This is a genomic window from Halobacillus naozhouensis, from assembly GCF_029714185.1.
Classification (GTDB): Bacteria; Bacillota; Bacilli; order Bacillales; family Halobacillaceae; genus Halobacillus_A; species Halobacillus_A naozhouensis.
Map to the genome: position 1 here is coordinate 606824 of NZ_CP121671.1, position 17877 is coordinate 624700.

General features: G+C 43.1%; 19 protein-coding genes and 1 riboswitch. Of the genes, 15 read left to right on the plus strand and 4 right to left on the minus strand.

The features are described 5' to 3' along the window. The first annotated feature begins 139 nt into the window (after positions 1–139). From P9989_RS03220 to P9989_RS03265, 10 genes are all read left to right on the plus strand, one after another. On the plus strand, positions 140–1744 hold the full coding sequence (locus P9989_RS03220) for an FMN-binding glutamate synthase family protein (protein ID WP_283077388.1): 1605 nt from the start codon (positions 140–142) through the stop codon (positions 1742–1744). 116 nt (positions 1745–1860) lie between these two features. Beyond that, positions 1861–3222 (plus strand): hypothetical protein, encoded by a 1362-nt coding sequence (locus P9989_RS03225; protein WP_283077389.1) that lies wholly within the window; start codon positions 1861–1863, stop codon positions 3220–3222. 224 nt (positions 3223–3446) lie between these two features. Beyond that, the gene (locus P9989_RS03230) at positions 3447–3704 is read left to right on the plus strand and encodes a hypothetical protein (RefSeq protein ID WP_283077390.1); all 258 of its coding nucleotides are present in this window, start codon (positions 3447–3449) and stop codon (positions 3702–3704) included. Positions 3705–3976: 272 nt separating this feature from the next. After that, entirely contained in the window at positions 3977–5089 is a 1113-nt protein-coding gene (hisC, locus tag P9989_RS03235) for a histidinol-phosphate transaminase (RefSeq protein ID WP_283077391.1), read from the plus strand. Positions 5090–5114: 25 nt separating this feature from the next. Then, a complete protein-coding gene (gene pdhA / locus P9989_RS03240; RefSeq protein ID WP_283078816.1) occupies positions 5115–6182 on the plus strand; it encodes a pyruvate dehydrogenase (acetyl-transferring) E1 component subunit alpha in 1068 nt (355 codons plus the stop codon). Continuing rightward, positions 6182–7180 carry an alpha-ketoacid dehydrogenase subunit beta gene (locus P9989_RS03245; RefSeq protein WP_283077392.1) on the plus strand — a complete coding sequence of 333 codons (999 nt, stop codon included), beginning with the start codon at positions 6182–6184 and terminating at the stop codon, positions 7178–7180. The genes pdhA and P9989_RS03245 overlap by 1 nt, the downstream gene beginning before the upstream one ends. A gap of 28 nt (positions 7181–7208) precedes the next feature. Further along, positions 7209–8420, plus strand: a complete 1212-nt coding sequence (locus tag P9989_RS03250; protein WP_283077393.1) for a dihydrolipoamide acetyltransferase family protein — start codon at positions 7209–7211, stop codon at positions 8418–8420. Beyond that, positions 8421–9833, plus strand: coding sequence for a dihydrolipoyl dehydrogenase family protein (locus P9989_RS03255; RefSeq protein WP_283077394.1), 1413 nt, complete (start codon positions 8421–8423; stop codon positions 9831–9833). It abuts the gene before it with no gap. Positions 9834–9898: 65 nt separating this feature from the next. Then, the gene (gene nhaC / locus P9989_RS03260; protein WP_283077395.1) at positions 9899–11320 is read left to right on the plus strand and encodes a Na+/H+ antiporter NhaC; all 1422 of its coding nucleotides are present in this window, start codon (positions 9899–9901) and stop codon (positions 11318–11320) included. A gap of 102 nt (positions 11321–11422) precedes the next feature. After that, positions 11423–12277: a CE1 family esterase gene (locus tag P9989_RS03265; protein WP_283077396.1), complete on the plus strand. Its 855-nt coding sequence runs from the start codon at positions 11423–11425 to the stop codon at positions 12275–12277. A gap of 91 nt (positions 12278–12368) precedes the next feature. Here the strand turns inward: P9989_RS03265 and P9989_RS03270 are convergent, their stop codons facing one another. Together P9989_RS03270 and P9989_RS03275 are read right to left on the minus strand one after the other, a co-directional pair. Then, on the minus strand, positions 12369–12743 hold the full coding sequence (locus tag P9989_RS03270; RefSeq protein ID WP_283077397.1) for a hypothetical protein: 375 nt from the start codon (positions 12741–12743) through the stop codon (positions 12369–12371). Positions 12744–12788: 45 nt separating this feature from the next. Further along, positions 12789–12950: a hypothetical protein gene (locus P9989_RS03275; protein ID WP_283077398.1), complete on the minus strand. Its 162-nt coding sequence runs from the start codon at positions 12948–12950 to the stop codon at positions 12789–12791. 35 nt (positions 12951–12985) lie between these two features. Next, positions 12986–13087, plus strand: a riboswitch (SAM riboswitch). 74 nt (positions 13088–13161) lie between these two features. Between P9989_RS03275 and P9989_RS03280 the strand changes: the two genes are divergently transcribed. Beyond that, positions 13162–14466 carry a Na+/H+ antiporter NhaC family protein gene (locus P9989_RS03280; RefSeq protein WP_283077399.1) on the plus strand — a complete coding sequence of 435 codons (1305 nt, stop codon included), beginning with the start codon at positions 13162–13164 and terminating at the stop codon, positions 14464–14466. Between the two features lie 38 nt (positions 14467–14504). Here P9989_RS03280 and P9989_RS03285 read toward each other — a convergent pair whose 3' ends face one another. After that, complete coding sequence (locus P9989_RS03285; RefSeq protein WP_283077400.1) at positions 14505–15218, minus strand: VCBS repeat-containing protein; 714 nt, start codon at positions 15216–15218, stop codon at positions 14505–14507. Positions 15219–15467: 249 nt separating this feature from the next. On the opposite strand from P9989_RS03285, the gene P9989_RS03290 reads away from it, so the two are divergent. Further along, a complete protein-coding gene (locus P9989_RS03290) occupies positions 15468–15731 on the plus strand; it encodes a hypothetical protein (RefSeq protein ID WP_283077401.1) in 264 nt (87 codons plus the stop codon). 308 nt (positions 15732–16039) lie between these two features. Here P9989_RS03290 and P9989_RS03295 read toward each other — a convergent pair whose 3' ends face one another. Beyond that, on the minus strand, positions 16040–16945 hold the full coding sequence (locus P9989_RS03295) for a LysR family transcriptional regulator (RefSeq protein ID WP_283077402.1): 906 nt from the start codon (positions 16943–16945) through the stop codon (positions 16040–16042). A 185-nt stretch (positions 16946–17130) separates the two neighbouring features. Between P9989_RS03295 and P9989_RS03300 the strand changes: the two genes are divergently transcribed. Genes P9989_RS03300 through P9989_RS03310 form a run of 3 tightly spaced genes read left to right on the plus strand, consistent with a single transcriptional unit; the run spans position 17131 to position 17704 of the window. After that, complete coding sequence (locus P9989_RS03300) at positions 17131–17373, plus strand: hypothetical protein (protein ID WP_283077404.1); 243 nt, start codon at positions 17131–17133, stop codon at positions 17371–17373. Next, positions 17310–17606, plus strand: coding sequence for an aldehyde dehydrogenase family protein (locus tag P9989_RS03305; protein ID WP_283078817.1), 297 nt, complete (start codon positions 17310–17312; stop codon positions 17604–17606). The genes P9989_RS03300 and P9989_RS03305 overlap by 64 nt, the downstream gene beginning before the upstream one ends. After that, entirely contained in the window at positions 17528–17704 is a 177-nt protein-coding gene (locus P9989_RS03310) for a hypothetical protein (RefSeq protein WP_283077405.1), read from the plus strand. Before P9989_RS03305 ends, P9989_RS03310 begins: the two co-directional genes overlap by 79 nt. Positions 17705–17877: the final 173 nt, after the last annotated feature.

The following is a 17877-nucleotide window of genomic DNA, read 5'->3' on the forward strand; positions in this document are numbered from 1 at the left end:
CCAAGTCCATAAGATTTAGAAAACTTCTTACACCTTATGATAATGGGCGAACTGTAGTGCGAAATGCTTTTACAGATGACGAATGTTTTTACGTTCTTTTGTTAATCCTAACAATGAATTACATAAGGAGGAATTGATAGTGAATATAGCTGACATCATGACAGTCATCGGTTTTGTTACATGTGCGATTCTATTGCTGATCATCATTATAGCTGGAATTTATCTATATTTTATTGACAGAACGCAAGACATGCACCCAATTTTGCGTAATTATCCCGTTGTTGGACGAGCAAGACATTTTTTTCAACAAATTGGTCCGGAAATGCGGTCCTACTTATTTAACAATGACAACGAAGGTAAACCTTTCTCACGGAACGACTATGAACATATAAAGAATAAAGCAAAATATAAACGTGATGTCTTTGGATTTGGCTCACAGCGGGATTTTGAAAAAGAGGGTTATTATGTAAGGAACTCAATGTTTCCGAAGCTGTCTGAAGAATTAAGGATGGACAGGGAAACAAAAGTAACGACGGACCGTTATTTACTGCTGAAAGAGCCATTATTTACCCAGAAAAAAGAAGAATTGGAGCAGGATGAATCTCCAGTTTATCTACTTAACGAAGAAGATACGATTGTGATTGGAAAAAACGCCAGAAATCCCTTTCATGTCAGAGGGCAGATTGGAATGTCTGCGATGAGCTATGGATCTCTTGGTGATCACGCGATTACCGCCTTATCAGAGGGTCTTGGGATCGCTAAGGGGACGTGGATGAATACAGGGGAAGGCGGTCTTTCGAAATACCACCTCAAGGGCGGCGTAGATATTATTATGCAAATCGGCCCCGGGATGTTTGGCGTTCGAGACCCGGAAGGTAATTTTAGTTGGGATGCTTTAAAAGAGAAAAGCGAAATCCCTGAAGTTAAAGCTTTTGAGGTTAAACTCGGGCAAGGGGCAAAAACTCGTGGCGGTCACATTGATGCAGAAAAAGTGACAGAGGAGATTGCCGAAATTCGTATGGTGGAACCATTTAAATCCATTGACAGCCCAAACCGTTTTCGTGAATTTAGTGACTTTCCATCGCTATTTGAATTTATCGAACAAATTCGGGAGCATAGTGGTAAGCCAGTTGGTATGAAAGTGGTGATTGGAAGTGCCTTTGAGGCTGAGGAATTAGCCAGGAGCATTAAGGAAACAGGGAAATGTCCTGATTTTATCTCTGTCGATGGCTCTGAAGGAGGTACGGGAGCTTCTTATCAAGAATTGGCTGATAGTGTGGGCTTGCCAATTAGGTCTGCCTTGCCTTTATTAGACAACGCTTTGAAAAAATATGGGGTTCGTGATCAGCTTAAGATTATCGCCTCCGGAAAATTATTTTCACCTGACCGAATAGCGATTGCTCTGGCTATGGGGGCCGATCTTGTGAACATTGCAAGAGGGTTTATGATTACAGTCGGCTGCATTCAGGCTCTTCAATGTGCTTCTAATGCCTGTCCGGTTGGGGTGGCAACAACAGATCCTGAATTGCAGAAAGGTCTCGTCATTGAGGAAAAGAAATGGCGGACAGCGAATTATGTTATTACGATGCGAAAGGGATTATTCCGAATAGCCGCAGCGGCGGGTTTGGAATCACCTGTGCATTTTAATCGGGAACATGTAGTTTATAATGATGAACGGGGTAAAACGTGGTCACTGGATGATATTTATCAATCGATTGTAGATCAAGACAAGAAAGTGAATTAGAAATTTGAAGGTAAAGTCTAACCGGAAAAAGGTTAGGCCTTATTTTTTTGGACTGATGCGTCTGTGAATTGAATAGGATATAGGCAATTGACTTTATTCATAAGGATGGGGTTACTATGTATCGTTATTTCATTGCCTATTTATCTGACCGCAGTGGTCACTTTGATCTTTGGTTATATAACTTGGCTAACGGAATGAGTGTGCAACTGACAAATGGGGCAGGGGCTCCGTATTCCATTCCTGTTTGGTCACCAGGCGGCAGCAAGATTGCGTTTGTGGGTGGACAACAAATTCTCTATGTAGTTCATGTCTATACTGGAGCGATTGCACAGATCGATCAGCTGGAAGAAGGGGCCGGATTTGAATTTGATTGGTCTCCCGATGGTGAAAAGCTGGTCTATACGAAGCACGATCAAATCATACTGTATAACGTATTATCTCATCGAGCACAGTTTATTGATTACCCAGGGTCTTCAAATCCTCAATGGTTTCCAAATGGCAGGGAGCTGCTCTTTCAGGCACCTGATGAGTCAGGGATCAGTCAGTTATTCCGTATTCGAACCAATGGAACTGATGTGCGGCAGATCACGAGCAATGAGGAAGGACCACTTCATGATATAGAGCTGTCTCCCGACGGCACCTTTGTGCTATATACGACGCCTGGAGCGAGTATCTCGTTAATCAGGACGGTAGAACTTTCAACAGGTAATGTCTTTGAAGTGGAAGGAGGACCACTGGCTAAAAACTATTACCCGGCATGGTCGCCTGATTCCATGCGAGTTGCTTATAGCGCCACAAATTTTGATGAAAACAACGGGTATTTTTCGCAAATACGTACAGTGGGACGCATGGGCGAAAATGAACGAACTTGGGTAAATTCTAATTGCTTTGCAACACCTGTAAGCTGGTCCCCGGATGGCAGACAAATTGCCTATCTTAGTGGTTGTACGGAGCAAGAATTTGCCCGCGAAATGCTGGTGTTAAACCTTTCTCAGGCTACTTCTACTCGGCTGATAAGTGGAGTTAACATCATGTCCATGCAATGGGCACCGTCACCGTTTATAAGATGGCGAAGAACGCCGTACATCAATGAGCAATATCAAGTCAGGCTTAACTATCCTTCGCACTGGGAGAAGGTGAACGACCTAAGATTTCAGGGAATGGACGGTTTTTTTCAAATATCAGCCATTTCTTCAGAGAGAACAATCGAAGAAGTCTGTCATGACGAAGCTTTGCACCCATTACGACCTTATGGTTCCATGCCGGCAGTTTACCCGACACGTATGCATAATCAAGAAGTATGCTTTATTTTTCCTTCTGCAGATCAATCTTCTGAGATGATGGGGCAGTCTGCATTTCTTATAAAGTATCCGAAGCCTGTAAAAATTCAAGGTGAAACCTATCATTACTTTATCTTGTGGGCAGATCAGCATCATATGAGAGAAATTGCTGCCTCCTTAATCTTTTTAAGTAGTTAATACGTTATAGGCATGACGTGCTTAACTGGCTGACCAGGCTTTTTATGTTTGTCATGGCTGGTTGCGCCGAAACGTATAAATAACTAAAAAGGGGATCTGTTTGGGGGGGAATTGTCATAAGTAAATGGATTTGTGCCTTAATTGGAATCGCTGGTACGGGTATCTTACTAACGGTCGGATTACTGGTTCAATCTAATCATGAATATAGAGCATTGACTCTGAACATGGAAGAATCGGAGAAATCTAAGGATGCAGTTGAAGGCTTTATGAATGAACTTCAGAAGGAGTTTCAAAAGCGATCGATAACGAAAGCGGCCGTTTATTATTCGTATGATGACAATCAGTGGACGGTACAAGTTATAGGAGAAGAATTTCTGAAGGAGCATAAAGGTGAGATTACATCAGTAATTGACAAAGTTGCCGAAGATATGAAGATGGGGAAGTTAGATATATTTTATCGGGTGATTAAATCATCTTCATAAAAAAAGCAGCATCACGAAATATAATGAGAGTTTTCAAGCGTTCCATTTGGCGGGACGCTTTTTTTCTGGAAAAAATTATCGTGTTATTTTGACAGTTTTCTTTTTGCTTTATGAAAGTTAAAGCTTGATCTAAAGCGGTTATCGAAATAATCTATTCCAATAGTTTAGCGCTTGAAAGTAGTCTAGCTTTAAAAGACATTCTTGAGGGAAAATTTAGATAATTCTAAGATGAGTATGATGTAGTTTTATTTCAGGGCAAGGAGGAGTTCTACATGGTCCAGCCACGTCAACAAATTAATCAAATCGCAATGTACTCACCGGGAAAGCCGGTTGAAGAATTAAAACGAGAGAAAGGGCTATCAAAAATCATTAAGATGGCCTCAAACGAAAATCCTTTTGGATACTCGCCGCGCGCAGCGGAAGCTATCCAGGCTGAAATGAAGGAGATTCCGTATTATCCGGAAGTTACAGCGCCTTTGCTGGCTGAAAAGCTTGCGAACAGGCTTGAAGTTTCTCCAGATCAAATTTTATTTGGCAGCGGATCAGATGAAATTATCCGTCTGTTAACCAGAACCTATATAAATGAAGGGGATGAGGTCGTGATGGCCGGCGTCACGTTCCCCCGTTATAAAACGAATGTCATCATCGAAGGCGGGGTTCCCGTTGAGGTAGAGATGAAGGAGGGCACCCATGATTTAGACGCGATGTATCAGGCCATCAATGGGAAAACGAAGATCGTATTTGTATGTAATCCCAATAACCCGACGGGGACGATTGTGGAAAAGGAAGCACTAAAAGCGTTTATAGAAAAAGTACCATCAGACGTTATGCTCGTCATGGATGAGGCTTACTATGAATACGCGGATTCTCCGCAGTACCTAGAAACACTGCCGCTTTTAGATCAGCACAAAAATATGGTGATATTACGGACGTTTTCTAAAGTGTACGGGCTGGCAGCATTGAGAATTGGTTACGGGCTCATGTGCACCGATATGGTGGACCATTTACGGAAAGTGAAAGAGCCGTTTAATGTAAACAGACTGGCCCAGACAGCTGCTTCAGCTTCATTAGATGATGACGAGTTTATGTATGAAAGCATCAGCCTTAATCGGGAAGGACGCGATTACCTGAATGACAGTTTTGGCCGCATGAACTTAAGCTACTTTCCGACGCAAACCAACTTTATTATGGTGGATGTCAGTGAACCAGCGGAAGAGGTCCATGAATTTCTGTTGAATCAGGGGATTATTATCCGGCCAGGACATTTAATGGGCTATCCAACGATGATTCGGGTGACAATTGGGAAACAGGAAGATAATGAACGTTTCATTGAAAGTCTGCAAAGCTTTCTAGAAAAAAATAAATCAAATGTTCATCAGTCTTAAACGGAAAGGATGTGGTTACGTGGATATGCTAGAAAGATTTCCAATCACACAGTATATAAACGAAGAGGGAGAATTAGTTAGGCAAGATATCAAAGAGGGTCTCTCCCTCGATCTAATTAAAATATTTTATGAAAAAATGCTGCGTGCCCGAATGATGGATAAGAAATGTGTTAATCTGCAGCGGCAAGGGCGCATTGGCACGTATGTCCAGTATGAAGGACAGGAGGCCGCGCAAGTGGGAAGTGCGCTGGCGATCGAGGAAGGGGATTGGATGTTTCCTTCCTACCGGGATCATGCAGCAACGATGACATTTGGCCATTCACTGCGCAACCTGCTGTTATATTGGGTCGGACGAATCGAAGGGGGTATTCCGCCAGAAGGGAAGAACATTTTTCCGCCTGCCGTGCCAATTGCCTCGCAATTGCTGCATGCCACTGGGGCAGCCTGGGCAGAGAAAAAGAAAAACACAGACCGGGTATCGCTCGTCTATTTTGGTGACGGGGCCACTTCGGAAGGGGACTTCCATGAAGGGCTTAATTTTGCAAGCGTTTTCAAAGCGCCAGTCGTATTTTTTAATCAGAACAATGGGTATGCCATCAGTGTTCCGACAGAGAAACAGATGAACTCTAAGACGATAGCCCAGAAAGGTTTAGGATATGATATTCCGAGTATTCGTATCGATGGAAATGATATTCTCGCGGTGTTTATGGAGACCCAAAAAGCTGTTGAGCGTGCGCGCAGTGGAGAAGGTCCAACGTTAATTGAGGCAGTTACGTGGAGATACGGAGCACACACAACGGCAGATGACCCTTCAAAATACCGTGATCAGTCAGAAAGTGACCGCAGACGGACGACTACTGACCCGCTGCTTCGACTGGAAAGATATTTAAAGCAGCAAAACAGCTGGGATGAAGAGTGGTTAGCTAGTATTGAACAGAAAATCACTGATGAAATCAATACCGCTTTGGCGGAGATGGATGATGTCCCGGAAGCGGAGATCGAGCAGCTATTCAATCATGTGTTTGAAAAACCGACATGGACAATTGAACAGCAACGAGAACATCATATGTCGATCAAGAGGGGGCAGGTATAATGACGACGGCTGTGCAAGTGAAAAAATTAACGATGGTGCAGGCGGTTACCGATGCGATGAGAACGATGCTTGAAGAGGATGAATCAGTGTTGGTGCTGGGGGAAGACGTCGGAATCAATGGCGGTGTGTTCCGGGCCACTGATGGATTGATTGGGCAATTTGGTGAGGATCGTGTGATTGACACACCACTTGCAGAATCAGGGATTGTGGGGACATCGATTGGTTTAGCAGTAAATGGTTTCCGTCCAATTGTTGAAATGCAGTTCCTGGGGTTCATCTACCCGGCCTTTAATCAGTTGATGACACATGCGACACGGATGCGGCAACGGTCGATGGGGCGGTTTACAGTACCCATGGTGGTTAGAGCTCCATATGGGGCAGGGGTAAAAGCCCCAGAAATTCATTCGGATAGTGTAGAAGCCTTGTTTACTCATATCCCTGGTTTGAAGGTGGTCGTTCCTTCAAATGCTTACGACGCAAAGGGGCTGCTGATTGCAAGCATAGAAGATCCTGACCCCGTACTTTTTCTAGAACCGATGAGAAGTTATCGATCTTCAAGAACCGAGGTGCCGGAGGAGAAGTATTCGATTGAACTTGGTAAAGCTGCTTATGTTAAAAAAGGTCATGATGTGACAGTACTGACATGGGGAGCGATGGTGTCGGATACGGTCAAGGCTGTTGAAAAATATGAGGAAAAATATGAGGCAACTTGTGATGTGATTGACCTGAGAACATTGTATCCATTAGACAAAGATGTGATTGCTGAATCTGTCAGGAAAACAGGCCGAGCGGTAATCGTTCACGAAGCGCCATCGGCAGGAGGAGTCAATGGTGACGTGATATCTGTCATTAACGACACGGCCTTTTTCTACTTGAAAGCTCCGATTCAGAAGGTTACAGGATTTGATACACCAGTTCCTGTTTATTCCCTCGAGCGCGAGTATTTGCCAAGCAGTGACAAAATAATCCACGCCATCAATATGACGTTATCGTACTAGAAAGCTGTCAGGAAAGGGGAATTTGGTGATGGAAGTAAAATTACATGATATTGGCGAGGGCATGCATGAAGCAGAAATTCTTCACTATTTTGTGAAGAAAGGGGAACATGTCAAAAATGATGAGCCGTTAGTTGAGATTCAAACTGATAAGATGACCGCGGAGCTGACGGCCCCTTCCGAAGGGATCATTGAAGAGATTAGATTCGAATTGGGTCAGGTGGTCGAAGTAGGAACGACAATTTTGACAATTAAGACGGAACAAGAGGCTGCTTCACCAGTTCCGGATCAACCACTGTCACATAAGGAACTTGATGTGGCTGTTAAAACACCTGAGAAAACGTTAACGATGACTCTTCCTGTCAATCGAGTGATGGCCTCTCCTCATACAAGAAGAGTAGCGCGGGAAAATGGCGTTACGATTGAAGAAGTAGCAGGAACTGGCCCGGCTGGGCGTGTGTTGGATGAGGATATTTTTGCTTTTATTCAAGCAGAAGCAAAACCTTCACCTGCTCAACATGATATTAAAGAGACGGAAGCCCAAGTAGTAGAAAGTCGAGAGAATAAGACGATTCCATTAAGAGGTGGTAAGCATACAACGCAATCCACGTCTCAACCTGTGACGCATTTTGATGAGGTAGACATGACGGAGCTGCATAAATGGCGAGAATATCTAAAAGCAGGAACTTCGAGACAAGAAGGCATCGACGTGTCCGTGCAAGCTTTTTTAATCAAAGCCTTGCAATTATCACTTAGGGACTTCCCTATCTTTAATTCTAAGCTCGATGAGGAGAACGGGAAAGTTGACCTGGAATCAGCCTGTCATATCGGCCTGGCCACAAGCACGAGTGATGGATTGGTAGTTCCGGTCTTAAAACATGTCGAGCGGCAATCAGTCATCGCCATTCATGAATATGTGAGGACTTTGACGCAAAGGGCGATTGACGGCCAGCTGTCTGCGGAGGAGGCAGAGGGAAGAACATTTACGATTAATCATATTGGGGCAAAAGGAAGTACCGGACTTACACCGGTTATAAATAGTTCGGAAACGGGCCTCATGGCTTTTCACAAAACGAAAAAAATGCCTGTAGTAGTGGAGGACGAAATTGTGATCAGAGAGATGATGAATTTCGCGTTAACCTTTGATCACAGAGCGGCTGATGGTTCTCAAGCCGTAGCGTTTACAGAGAAGTTCATGGACTATATTGAGAATCCTCATTTAATGCTAGTGGAGTTGATATAAATGGTCGTTGGTGAATTTGTTACGCACAAACAGGTGATTGTTATTGGAGGGGGCCCGGGTGGCTATCATGCAGCGATACGGGCGGCCCAGCTCGGACTTGAAGTGCTGCTGGTAGAGAAAGAGAAAATCGGGGGTGTCTGCCTCAATGAAGGATGCATTCCTTCTAAACTATTTGCGCATGCAGCCCGTCAGATTCGAAAAATGAGCGGCCTGGATGAACTAGGGATTCGTCTGGGTGGCTCAATTGACTTTGACTTATCTTTATTGCAGCAGCGAAAGGAACAAGTCATTGAGCGGTTATCCCAGGGAGTTATAGCTTTACTCGAAAAGTATAGTGTTGAAGTGGTGCAGGGGAAGGCTTCGTTTATTTCAGCCGAGCGGATCGGAGTGGAAAGGGGAGAGGCATTTGATTTATATGAAAGTGAGCATGTGATTATTTCTACTGGATCCGGTTATACATACCCCGCGGAAATGCAGCCTGATCACCAGTTAATTTTCGATGCCAACTCCATTTATCAAGTCGAAGAACTTCCGAAGCACCTGCTAGTCTATGGATCTGATTACTTGTCTCTTGAAGTGGCTTCAACTTTTTCAGCTTTTGGAACTGATGTGACGATCATTATGGATGAAGGGAAAACAGCGTTTCCTTATGATTCTGCCATTAATCGGGAACTGTTCAGGCAGTTGAAGAAAGCTAAGATTAAATGTGTGAAACAGGCGGAAGTTCACGGTGTTACCGCTTCGTCTGAAGGAGTGAAAGTCGACCTTGAGGTCAAAGGGGAGTTCAAATCGGTTCAAGGTTCCCATTTGTATGTAGCGGCAGAACCTTCCCCCAATATAGAAGAATTGCAGATCCAGACCGCTGGGATCGATCAGTTGGAAAATGGACTGATCGCTACCAATGAAGCGATGGAAACCTCTGTCAACGGGATTTATGCTATAGGTGATGTGACAAGTTATCAATCCTTAGCCGTTACAGCGATCCGGCAAGGAAAAGTAGCCGCTGAAAATTGTGCAGGGAAATCTAGTGTGGTGGACACGTCTATCATTCCTCATGTCATCCATTTTCTGCAGCCCGTAGCCACAACCGGTCTCAGTGAAGAAATGGCAAAAGAACTGGGATATGAGATCAAGACAGGACAGTTTTCAATGCGGGGGAGCGGTTATGCCGAAATTTTGAATGAGAAGAATGGGTTTGTCAAAACAGTCAGTGAACAGGAGTCTGGAAGATTGCTAGGATTTCATGCGGTAGGTGAAGATGCGATCGGGTTAATTAACCAGGGAGTGCTTGCCCTGGAAATGGTGGCACGGGAGGAAGACTTGACTTCCATCTTCTATCCTCACCCCAGTTTATATGAAGCATGGACAGAATCAATCGAAGATATCGACTCATTAGCCATCCACAAAGGATGATGACCTTGTTATGTTGAAAAGAATACTAGACGGTTGGATTTGAAAAAACTAGAGAGGGGAATTTCATGGATAAAAGAAAGCCTTCATTTCTTGTATCAAGTCTCATCATTCTCTTTATCATTGCTATTTTGGGAGTAAGTATTCTAGTATATGGGGCAGCACCTCATATTCCAATTGTATTAGCTGCAATCATTGTGGGGCTCTACGGTCTGAAACTGGGCTATAAATGGAAGGAATTAGAACAGGCCATGACCAGGGGTGTATCTTATGGCATCCCTGCGATTATCATTTTAAGTTTGATCGGTATTCTCGTAGGGGTCTGGGTTCTCAATGGAACGGTTCAAACGATTACCTATTATGGCTTGCAAGTATTATCTCCTTCTATTTTTCTGGTGACTGCAGTAATCATTACGGCAGTGGTGGCCACGATGACAGGCAGTTCTTGGAGCGCGATTAGTACAATAGGAATTGCCTTAATGGGGGTGGCTTACGGCATGTCTATATCTCCAGCCATGACCGCTGGTGCTATTGTATCCGGGGCCATGTTTGGGGATAAACTTTCTCCTCTTTCCGATACAACCAACCTAGCTGCTGCAACGGCGAAAGTAGATATTTTTCAACATATCAAACACATGCTTTGGACAACGCTTCCAAGTTTGATTATTACGTTGGCGATCTTTTCCGTTATTAGCATTACAACTGACCGTAGTGCAGCGGATACAGGTAAAGTCGAGGCGATGATGGCAACCTTGAATAGTGAATTTATGCTGACACCTATTGCTCTGATATCTCCGTTGTTAATAATTTTTTTAGCTTTTAGAAAGGTAAGCCCGATCCCTTCGCTGATTATCGGTTTAATTGTAGCGGTCCTGACTTCGTTCTATACCGTTCCAGGGGTAACTTTCGGGACGATTATGAACACTGCGCATTTCGGGTATACCGCAGAAACAGGTAATGAAGCGATTGACAGCCTTCTTTCATTAGGAGGGTTGGACAGTATGTTGTTTGGCGTATCACTCATTTTGATAGCGCTTTCCTTCGGGGGTATTATCCGGGAGATCGGCTTGGCACATGCGATCATTGAAGGGTTGAGGGACTTCCTAAGAAGCCGCGGGAATGTAATTTTATCCACGGTCCTCTCCTGTTTAGGGATCAATGTCGTTGTGGGGGAACAATACTTATCAATTATTTTACCTGGCCAAATGTTAGAAGAGTGCTATGAAGAAACCAATCTGCATCCGAAAAATATGTCACGTACGCTTGAAGATGCGGGAACCATGATTCATCCGCTCATTCCATGGGGAGTGACGGGCGCGTTTGTGATGACGACGTTGAATATAGGAATAGGCTACATTCCATTCGCGTTTATTTGCTTTATTTCCCCAATCTTTTCTATTATATATGGATTTACAGGATTTACGCTAACTCCTGTTGAGCAAGAAGACGTGGTGCATATAGAAGAACAGCAGTCGGTGTCTGGACCGTGAATCATGGGGGAGTTTACGAAAGACTTATTGGCGTGGAAGGTAATGTAAAGCCTTCCATGCTTTTTATGAAGTGATGGAATCTCTGTGGGAGGAGGAGTGTGTATGAATACATATAAAGAATCCATTGAATGTGAAGGGAAAGACCGAACTTTTTACTATAGTCTTCCTCAAACATTCACCAAACCTCTGCCTGTTTTATTTTGCTTTCATGGAGCCGGAAGCAATGCCCTTCATCATATGAAAATCACTAAGTTTCATGAAAATGTTGAAGAACAGCAAATGATCGCCGTTTTTCCTGAAGCGATTCAACTGAATAAATCGGATCAGATGAGCAGGCAATGGAATGAGGGAAGGCAGAAAAATCCTGCGCATGCACAGAATATTAACGATGTTGGTTTTGTAATGGAACTTCTTGGCTGGTTTAAGCAAAAATTCTCCATTAATGAAAATCGTATATATGCCACAGGATTTTCTAACGGCTCTTCTTTTAGTATGCGGCTCGCGATCGAATGTCAGAACGTGTTCGCAGGAGTGGGCGGGGTATCAGGGCCCGTCGCAGCAGAAGTAGCACAGAATTGTGAGTGGCATCATCCTATGCCGATGGTTTTCTTTATGGGGACAGAGGATGCCGTGGTTCCCTATGATGGTGTGGTTCAATCGGAGTCTATGGTCGACGGGTTGTTATCGGCAAACGATACAGCCTTGCTTTTTGCCAAATCCTGGCCAGAATCTGTGCTAGCATTGAAAGAAGAATTTCCTGTCGCCGATGGGGGTCTTATAACGAAACATACGTTTCATCAGCATGAGGGAACCGTTTATTATTCGATAAAAGGCGGAGGACACACATGGCCTGGAGGTCCTGAATCGCAGGCTTCTGCTATGGCAGGAAAGGTGCATTCAAATCCGGATGCTACGCAATTTATTTGGAATTATCTGAGGAATTTTAAGAGGGGATAGGAATCTAGAGGAGAGTTCACGTTGCCAATCCTCTGAATCTTAATGCTAAAAAAGCAGCTCAGCGAGAGCTGCTTTTTTGGTGGTTGGTTATCTACAGAACTGATAATGCAGCGATGGCTGTCAACGGAAGGATCAGTCTTCCAATGCCGCCATACCCTCCATAACCATAAGGATAGCCGTAACCATAACCATATCCACCGTAACCATAGCCAGGGTATCCGAATCCGCCCCATAATCTTGAATTTTCCTCCGACTGTCCTTCAGCTAAAGTCATGTGAACGTTTTCCATATCAACATGATCAATACGACCTTGAAAAGAGTCACCAAATACGGTTTGAATATGCACATTTTTATTTTTGTGCTGATTGCAGACGTGATACATATGCTCTAAATGCTGCGGATCAGCAACCATATTCCCCATATGATTAGCGTTCATGTAATTGGCATTCATATAATTTGAGTCCATTTCTAAACTCCTCCTGTTCTCTATAACAATCTCCTTATAGGTTATTCAACTATGGGCTACTTGTGTATCGGTCAAGTAAATATAGGCCCCTTTCCCGATTACCAATAATTCCAATATCCCCCACCTCAGGTCATCCAGTTTCTGGATGACCTGAGGTGGGGGGATTTCCCAGTTTTCTGAATTTCTTGTGTTCGGATTTGTTTTCATGTAAAGTATGAAATGGACTTTTTTAAATCAATATATTCTTATCAAGAGAAGCAGAGGGGCTGGCCCGGTGAAGCTTCAGCAACCACCTTTAGGAATGGTGCTACATCCAGCAAGTACGTATACTTGATAGATAAGAAGGAACAGACTGATTGACCAAGCCTTCTTCATTCAAGAAGGCTTTTTAATTTGGACTGACCAAGGAGGTTAAATAATGGAACAACAACATAAAGGAAATGCCTGGGCATTGCTTCCTTTTGCTATATTCATCTTATTATTTATCGGTTCTGGCATTCTGACAGGCGACTTCTATAAAATGCCTGTTTTAGTTGTCTTATTTGTGTCTATTCTTGTCGCATTAGTCATGAATCGAAAAACTAACTTTCAAACGAAGATTGACCAGCTGAGCGAAGGCGGGGGACACCCTAATATCATTCTTATGGTAGTGATTTTCCTGCTGGCCGGCGCTTTCGCCAAAGTAGCTGAAGGGGTAGGAGCGGTAGATTCCACTGTAAATATGGGGCTCTCTTTCCTGCCAGGGAACTTAATTATTGTCGGACTGTTTATTATCGGATGTTTCATTTCTATCTCAATGGGGACCTCTGTTGGAACAGTGGTAGCTCTGGCTCCGATTGGCTTAGGTATAGCTGAGCAGACAGATATTCACGTCGCTCTCGCAATGGGGACGATTATTAGTGGTGCGATGTTTGGCGATAACTTGTCGGTTATTTCTGACACAACCATTGCTTCTGTAAGAACTCAGGGAGCAGAAATGAAAGATAAATTTAAAGCCAACTTCTTCATTGTACTGCCTGCTGCGGTCATAACGGCGATCATTTTCTACGTGATGACGGCTGATGCTTCAGGTGCGATCCAGGAAGCGAAGTCTTTTAATTTTATAAAAGTATTGCCTTATTTGGCTGTACTCGTATTTGCTATTGCCGGGGTCAACGTCATTTATGTACTATTTGGGGGCATCTTATTTGCTGGGGCCGTCGGACTCATTCTAAATGAAATCGCCTTGATGGATTTCGTCACATTAATCAGTGATGGATTTGCAAGTATGTTGAATCTATCAATAATGGTCATTCTCTTAGGCGGTCTCGTTGAATTAATTAAGCAAAATGGCGGGATTGAATTTCTGCTCAGAAGCATCAGCAAGCGAATTAATAGTGACAGAGGCGGCGAGCTTGGCATCGCAGCATTAGTAAGTACGGTTAACTTATCCACGGCCAATAATACGATTTCGATTATTACGACTGGGCCTTTGGCAAAACAGATCTCTGAGCGCTTTAACATTTCACCGCGTCGTTCAGCGAGTGTGCTGGATATTTTCGGAAGTACGATACAAGGTCTGCTTCCATATGGTGCGCAAATGCTAGCAGTGGCAGGCGTTGCCAGTATTTCGCCTGTAGCGATTGTCCCGTACTGCTTTTATCCGATGTTAATAGGGATCTCGGGATTACTGGCCATTGCTTTCAGGTTCCCGCGCTTTACGATCTTAAATGAAAAAAAATGAAGATAAAAAGGAGCCGCGCTGGCTCCTTTTTAATTTTATTAAATGGAATTTGCCCCATAAATCGCTACATACTGTAGGTTGTTCATCACTGTAAATTGTTGCCCATTCCAGCTAAGAGGAGTTTGCACAACGCCTAACCCATCTGCATGGTACCTCCCCGCAATTTCCTGAAAGGCAAACAATTCGTACACTCCATCTCCGTCAAAGTCGACTGGATAAAGAACATTCAACCCAGAAACCCAGCCTTCAAGCGGCTCTTTCAATGTTCCATCACTATTATAAATCTCAGATAAATATTCTTCTCCTTTGTTCTGAATGTCAATCGTGAACGTTAGATCAAGGGTTTTGTTAATAACGTCTACCTTGTAATTATTTCTATAGATGACATCGAACACAAAAAAGTCGTTGAACGTCTCATAATTAAAAAGTTCCCTCGCTTGATTATTCAAAAATGAGTATGCGTAATAATAACCATAGCCGCCGCTTCCACCTGATTGAATACTAACCAAAATATCGTCAACATGTTCCCCAGTAAAATCTCCTAAGAAGAGCGTTGGCTGATAACCTGCATTTGATTCCAAGGGGATACTGTACGAAGCATTCGTTCTCCCATCTTGAATCACGAGTGTAATGTCAGTCACGAATGGACTTGTATTGTCCGGCTGCTGGCCTAATAAATAGACGCGGTCAGGAATGCCATCTCCGTTTACATCTCCCATTTCTGTTGCAAGAATCGTGAGAGGCTGTCTCATTAAATAAGGATAAGTATACATGGTCCTCACCTTTCCTTTTATGGTTCTGTGCTTATCATACGCCCAATTTAGAAGTGTGTTCCCTCATCTTATTAGTGAACAATTCAATAAGCATGCTTTTTTTATATGTAAAACGAATGTTATCAATATTTTATGTATGGAGAAAGGAATGTTACTTTGTAATCATGAGATAGTTCAGAAAATTTTGTTGTTTTTACGTTTATTTATTTTGTTAGAACAGAGGTAAGTGTGAGGTATAAAGCAAAGGCAAAGCTTAGTAGAAAGTTGCAAGTAGAGGAGGTTGAAGTTCGGGTAGAAGATACGGGTGTTGAGGTAAAGGAAGAGAAGTTATATAGGGCAGAGCGTAAATGGGATGCACCTGTGATAGGCACTATTTACAGGACAGTACTAAATTACAAAGGCACGCTGGAAGCCATGAAGGATGAGTTGACAAAGGATCCATATAAAGCACCTCCAAAGGCGCCGATTTTATATATTAACAAAACACGGTGATTGGCCATCAAATGGCGATCCCATTGCCTGATGATGTATCGGAACTAGAAACAAGCGCGTGCCTTGGTGTCATCGTTGGGGTTGTCCTGTCTTGGCCTATCTATTTCCGGAAGGAGTTATTGCCCCGGCTACTTCTTTTTGGTTTTCTGTTTTTACACTAAAGAGGTGGACGCCGTTCGTTAAGCAAGACATTCTTTTTTAGTAATTAAGTAAGAATTTTTAATGAAAGAATAGAATCAGACGTGAAAATAGCTTAGAAATGCACTTTAAAGCGCCGTGTGATGGGAGGCACACGGCGTTTTTTTGTATTAGATAAGTTCTAAGTCTTTATTGATCCTCTCAAATGAATCCAATAGCCTCTGGGAAGCCTTTGTTAAGTACCGATTTTTGTGCCAAATAATAACCGATTCCGCTACGACCCCGGCGTTCTTTAATTCATAGCTTCGGATGTTCGAGAATGAAAAAGCCGATAAAGTGGACTTGGGAACTATGGTAGCTCCTACACCACTGGCGGCCAGGGAAAGAAGCATGGTCGGATCAGGACATTCACAAATGACATGGGGATCAAACCCATGGTTACGGCATTCGTTTACGATCAGCTCAAACTGCCCCGTCCCACTAATTCGATGAAGCAACATTAAAGGAATATTCTCGAGTCTCTCAATCTCCACTTCGGTTACATCTGCAGGAAACAGTTTCCACGATTGTGGTGTAACAAGGACATAAGGTTCTGAAGGAAGAGATACCATGTCAAAATCATCAAGATTGATAGGGAGACGGACGACAGCCATTTCAATTTCGCGATTGCGTATACATTCAGCTAAAAAGAAGGTATCCCCTTCCCGCAGCTGGTAGGTGAGGTTTGGAAAGTCAGCACGTAATTTTTGCAAAGGGTCTGCAAGAAAGGAGAAACAGGATTTATTGGAACCTAAATGGAGGGTGCCGCTGATTCCTTCATTTGTTTCTTTTACTTCAATTAACGTTTCTTCTAAATCATTAAGAATTCTTCCTGCTTTTTCATATAAAACTTCTCCGGCGTTGGTAAGTTCCAGCTTACGTCCTTGTCGGTCAAACAGCTTCAAATCTAGTTCATCTTCCATGATTTTAATTTGCTGGCTAAGCGGAGGCTGGGCCATATGGAGTTTGTTGGCTGCCTTAGTTACTTGCCCTTCCTCTGCTACTGTTCGAAAATAACGCAATTGTCTCAAATCCATCAGGATCACTCCGTTCAGTTGTATAATAATCCATCGAAAAACAAGTATATGGAAAACATATGCGAAATATTTTTTAATATTTTTAATATACTAAGGGCTGTTATACGTGTGATATACAAAAATTTAGAATATTTCTAAATTAATTTTAGCAGAAAGGGTAAGCGCTATCAAAAAGGAGGATAACAATGAGTGACGTAAGATTGGCTGATGTCAATGAAGTTGGAAAGAAAGTCATTTCTGAAATTCATGATGTTCAACTGTATATCGATGGCGAATTCGTAGATGCCGAAAGTAAGGAACAATTTGATAATGTGAATCCGTTTACCAATGAAAAAATTAATCAAGTCGCTTCGGGAGTGCGGATATTGAAAAGGCTGTTCAGGCAGCGAGAAAAGCCTTTGAAGGAGAATGTGGCAATCTTCCACTGAAGGAGTGGCTCAACTACATTTACAAAATTGCGGAAGTCATTGATGAACATATTGATGAGATTGCACCGCTAGAATCGTACGATACAGGTCTTCTGATTTTCAGACGAAAAAAATGGTGGCTCGCGCAGCGCAAAACTTTAGGCTTTACGCAGAGATGGTATCAAGCCGACTCGTTGAAGATGCTTATCAGGTTGGTGATCAGTTCCTCAATTACACGATCCGTAAGCCATTAGGAATTGCCGGGCTCATTACCCCGTGGAAAGCGAAGTCTGTATCACCGGCGGACCCAGTTGGTATCTATTTATGTGAAAACAGCAAAACCAAAAAATAGGATTTTATAGATTTTCTCTACATCTGGACGGTCTATCGTAAAGGTAGACCGTGTTTTTTATGCAAAAGGTGGCTGTTGAGAGATTTGCAAAAAAATGAGCGATAACGAATATAAGAGGAAGGCTTCCTTCCTTTAGGACCATATTTGCTGGCACAATATAGACGACTTCACTT

What these genes read in the sequence shown, in the direction of transcription:
- P9989_RS03225 (WP_283077389.1), top strand. Translation starts at nt 1,861, where the DNA reads ATGTATCGTTATTTCATTGCCTATTTATCTGACCGCAGTGGTCACTTT.
- P9989_RS03230 (WP_283077390.1), top strand. Translation starts at nt 3,447, where the DNA reads ATGGAAGAATCGGAGAAATCTAAGGATGCAGTTGAAGGCTTTATGAAT.
- hisC (WP_283077391.1), top strand. Translation starts at nt 3,977, where the DNA reads ATGGTCCAGCCACGTCAACAAATTAATCAAATCGCAATGTACTCACCG.
- pdhA (WP_283078816.1), top strand. Translation starts at nt 5,115, where the DNA reads ATGCTAGAAAGATTTCCAATCACACAGTATATAAACGAAGAGGGAGAA.
- P9989_RS03245 (WP_283077392.1), top strand. Translation starts at nt 6,182, where the DNA reads ATGACGACGGCTGTGCAAGTGAAAAAATTAACGATGGTGCAGGCGGTT.
- P9989_RS03250 (WP_283077393.1), top strand. Translation starts at nt 7,209, where the DNA reads ATGGAAGTAAAATTACATGATATTGGCGAGGGCATGCATGAAGCAGAA.
- P9989_RS03255 (WP_283077394.1), top strand. Translation starts at nt 8,421, where the DNA reads ATGGTCGTTGGTGAATTTGTTACGCACAAACAGGTGATTGTTATTGGA.
- nhaC (WP_283077395.1), top strand. Translation starts at nt 9,899, where the DNA reads ATGGATAAAAGAAAGCCTTCATTTCTTGTATCAAGTCTCATCATTCTC.
- P9989_RS03265 (WP_283077396.1), top strand. Translation starts at nt 11,423, where the DNA reads ATGAATACATATAAAGAATCCATTGAATGTGAAGGGAAAGACCGAACT.
- P9989_RS03270 (WP_283077397.1), bottom strand. Translation starts at nt 12,743, where the DNA reads ATGGACTCAAATTATATGAATGCCAATTACATGAACGCTAATCATATG.
- P9989_RS03275 (WP_283077398.1), bottom strand. Translation starts at nt 12,950, where the DNA reads ATGAAAACAAATCCGAACACAAGAAATTCAGAAAACTGGGAAATCCCC.
- P9989_RS03280 (WP_283077399.1), top strand. Translation starts at nt 13,162, where the DNA reads ATGGAACAACAACATAAAGGAAATGCCTGGGCATTGCTTCCTTTTGCT.
- P9989_RS03285 (WP_283077400.1), bottom strand. Translation starts at nt 15,218, where the DNA reads ATGAGACAGCCTCTCACGATTCTTGCAACAGAAATGGGAGATGTAAAC.
- P9989_RS03295 (WP_283077402.1), bottom strand. Translation starts at nt 16,945, where the DNA reads ATGGATTTGAGACAATTGCGTTATTTTCGAACAGTAGCAGAGGAAGGG.
- P9989_RS03300 (WP_283077404.1), top strand. Translation starts at nt 17,131, where the DNA reads ATGAGTGACGTAAGATTGGCTGATGTCAATGAAGTTGGAAAGAAAGTC.
- P9989_RS03310 (WP_283077405.1), top strand. Translation starts at nt 17,528, where the DNA reads ATGGTATCAAGCCGACTCGTTGAAGATGCTTATCAGGTTGGTGATCAG.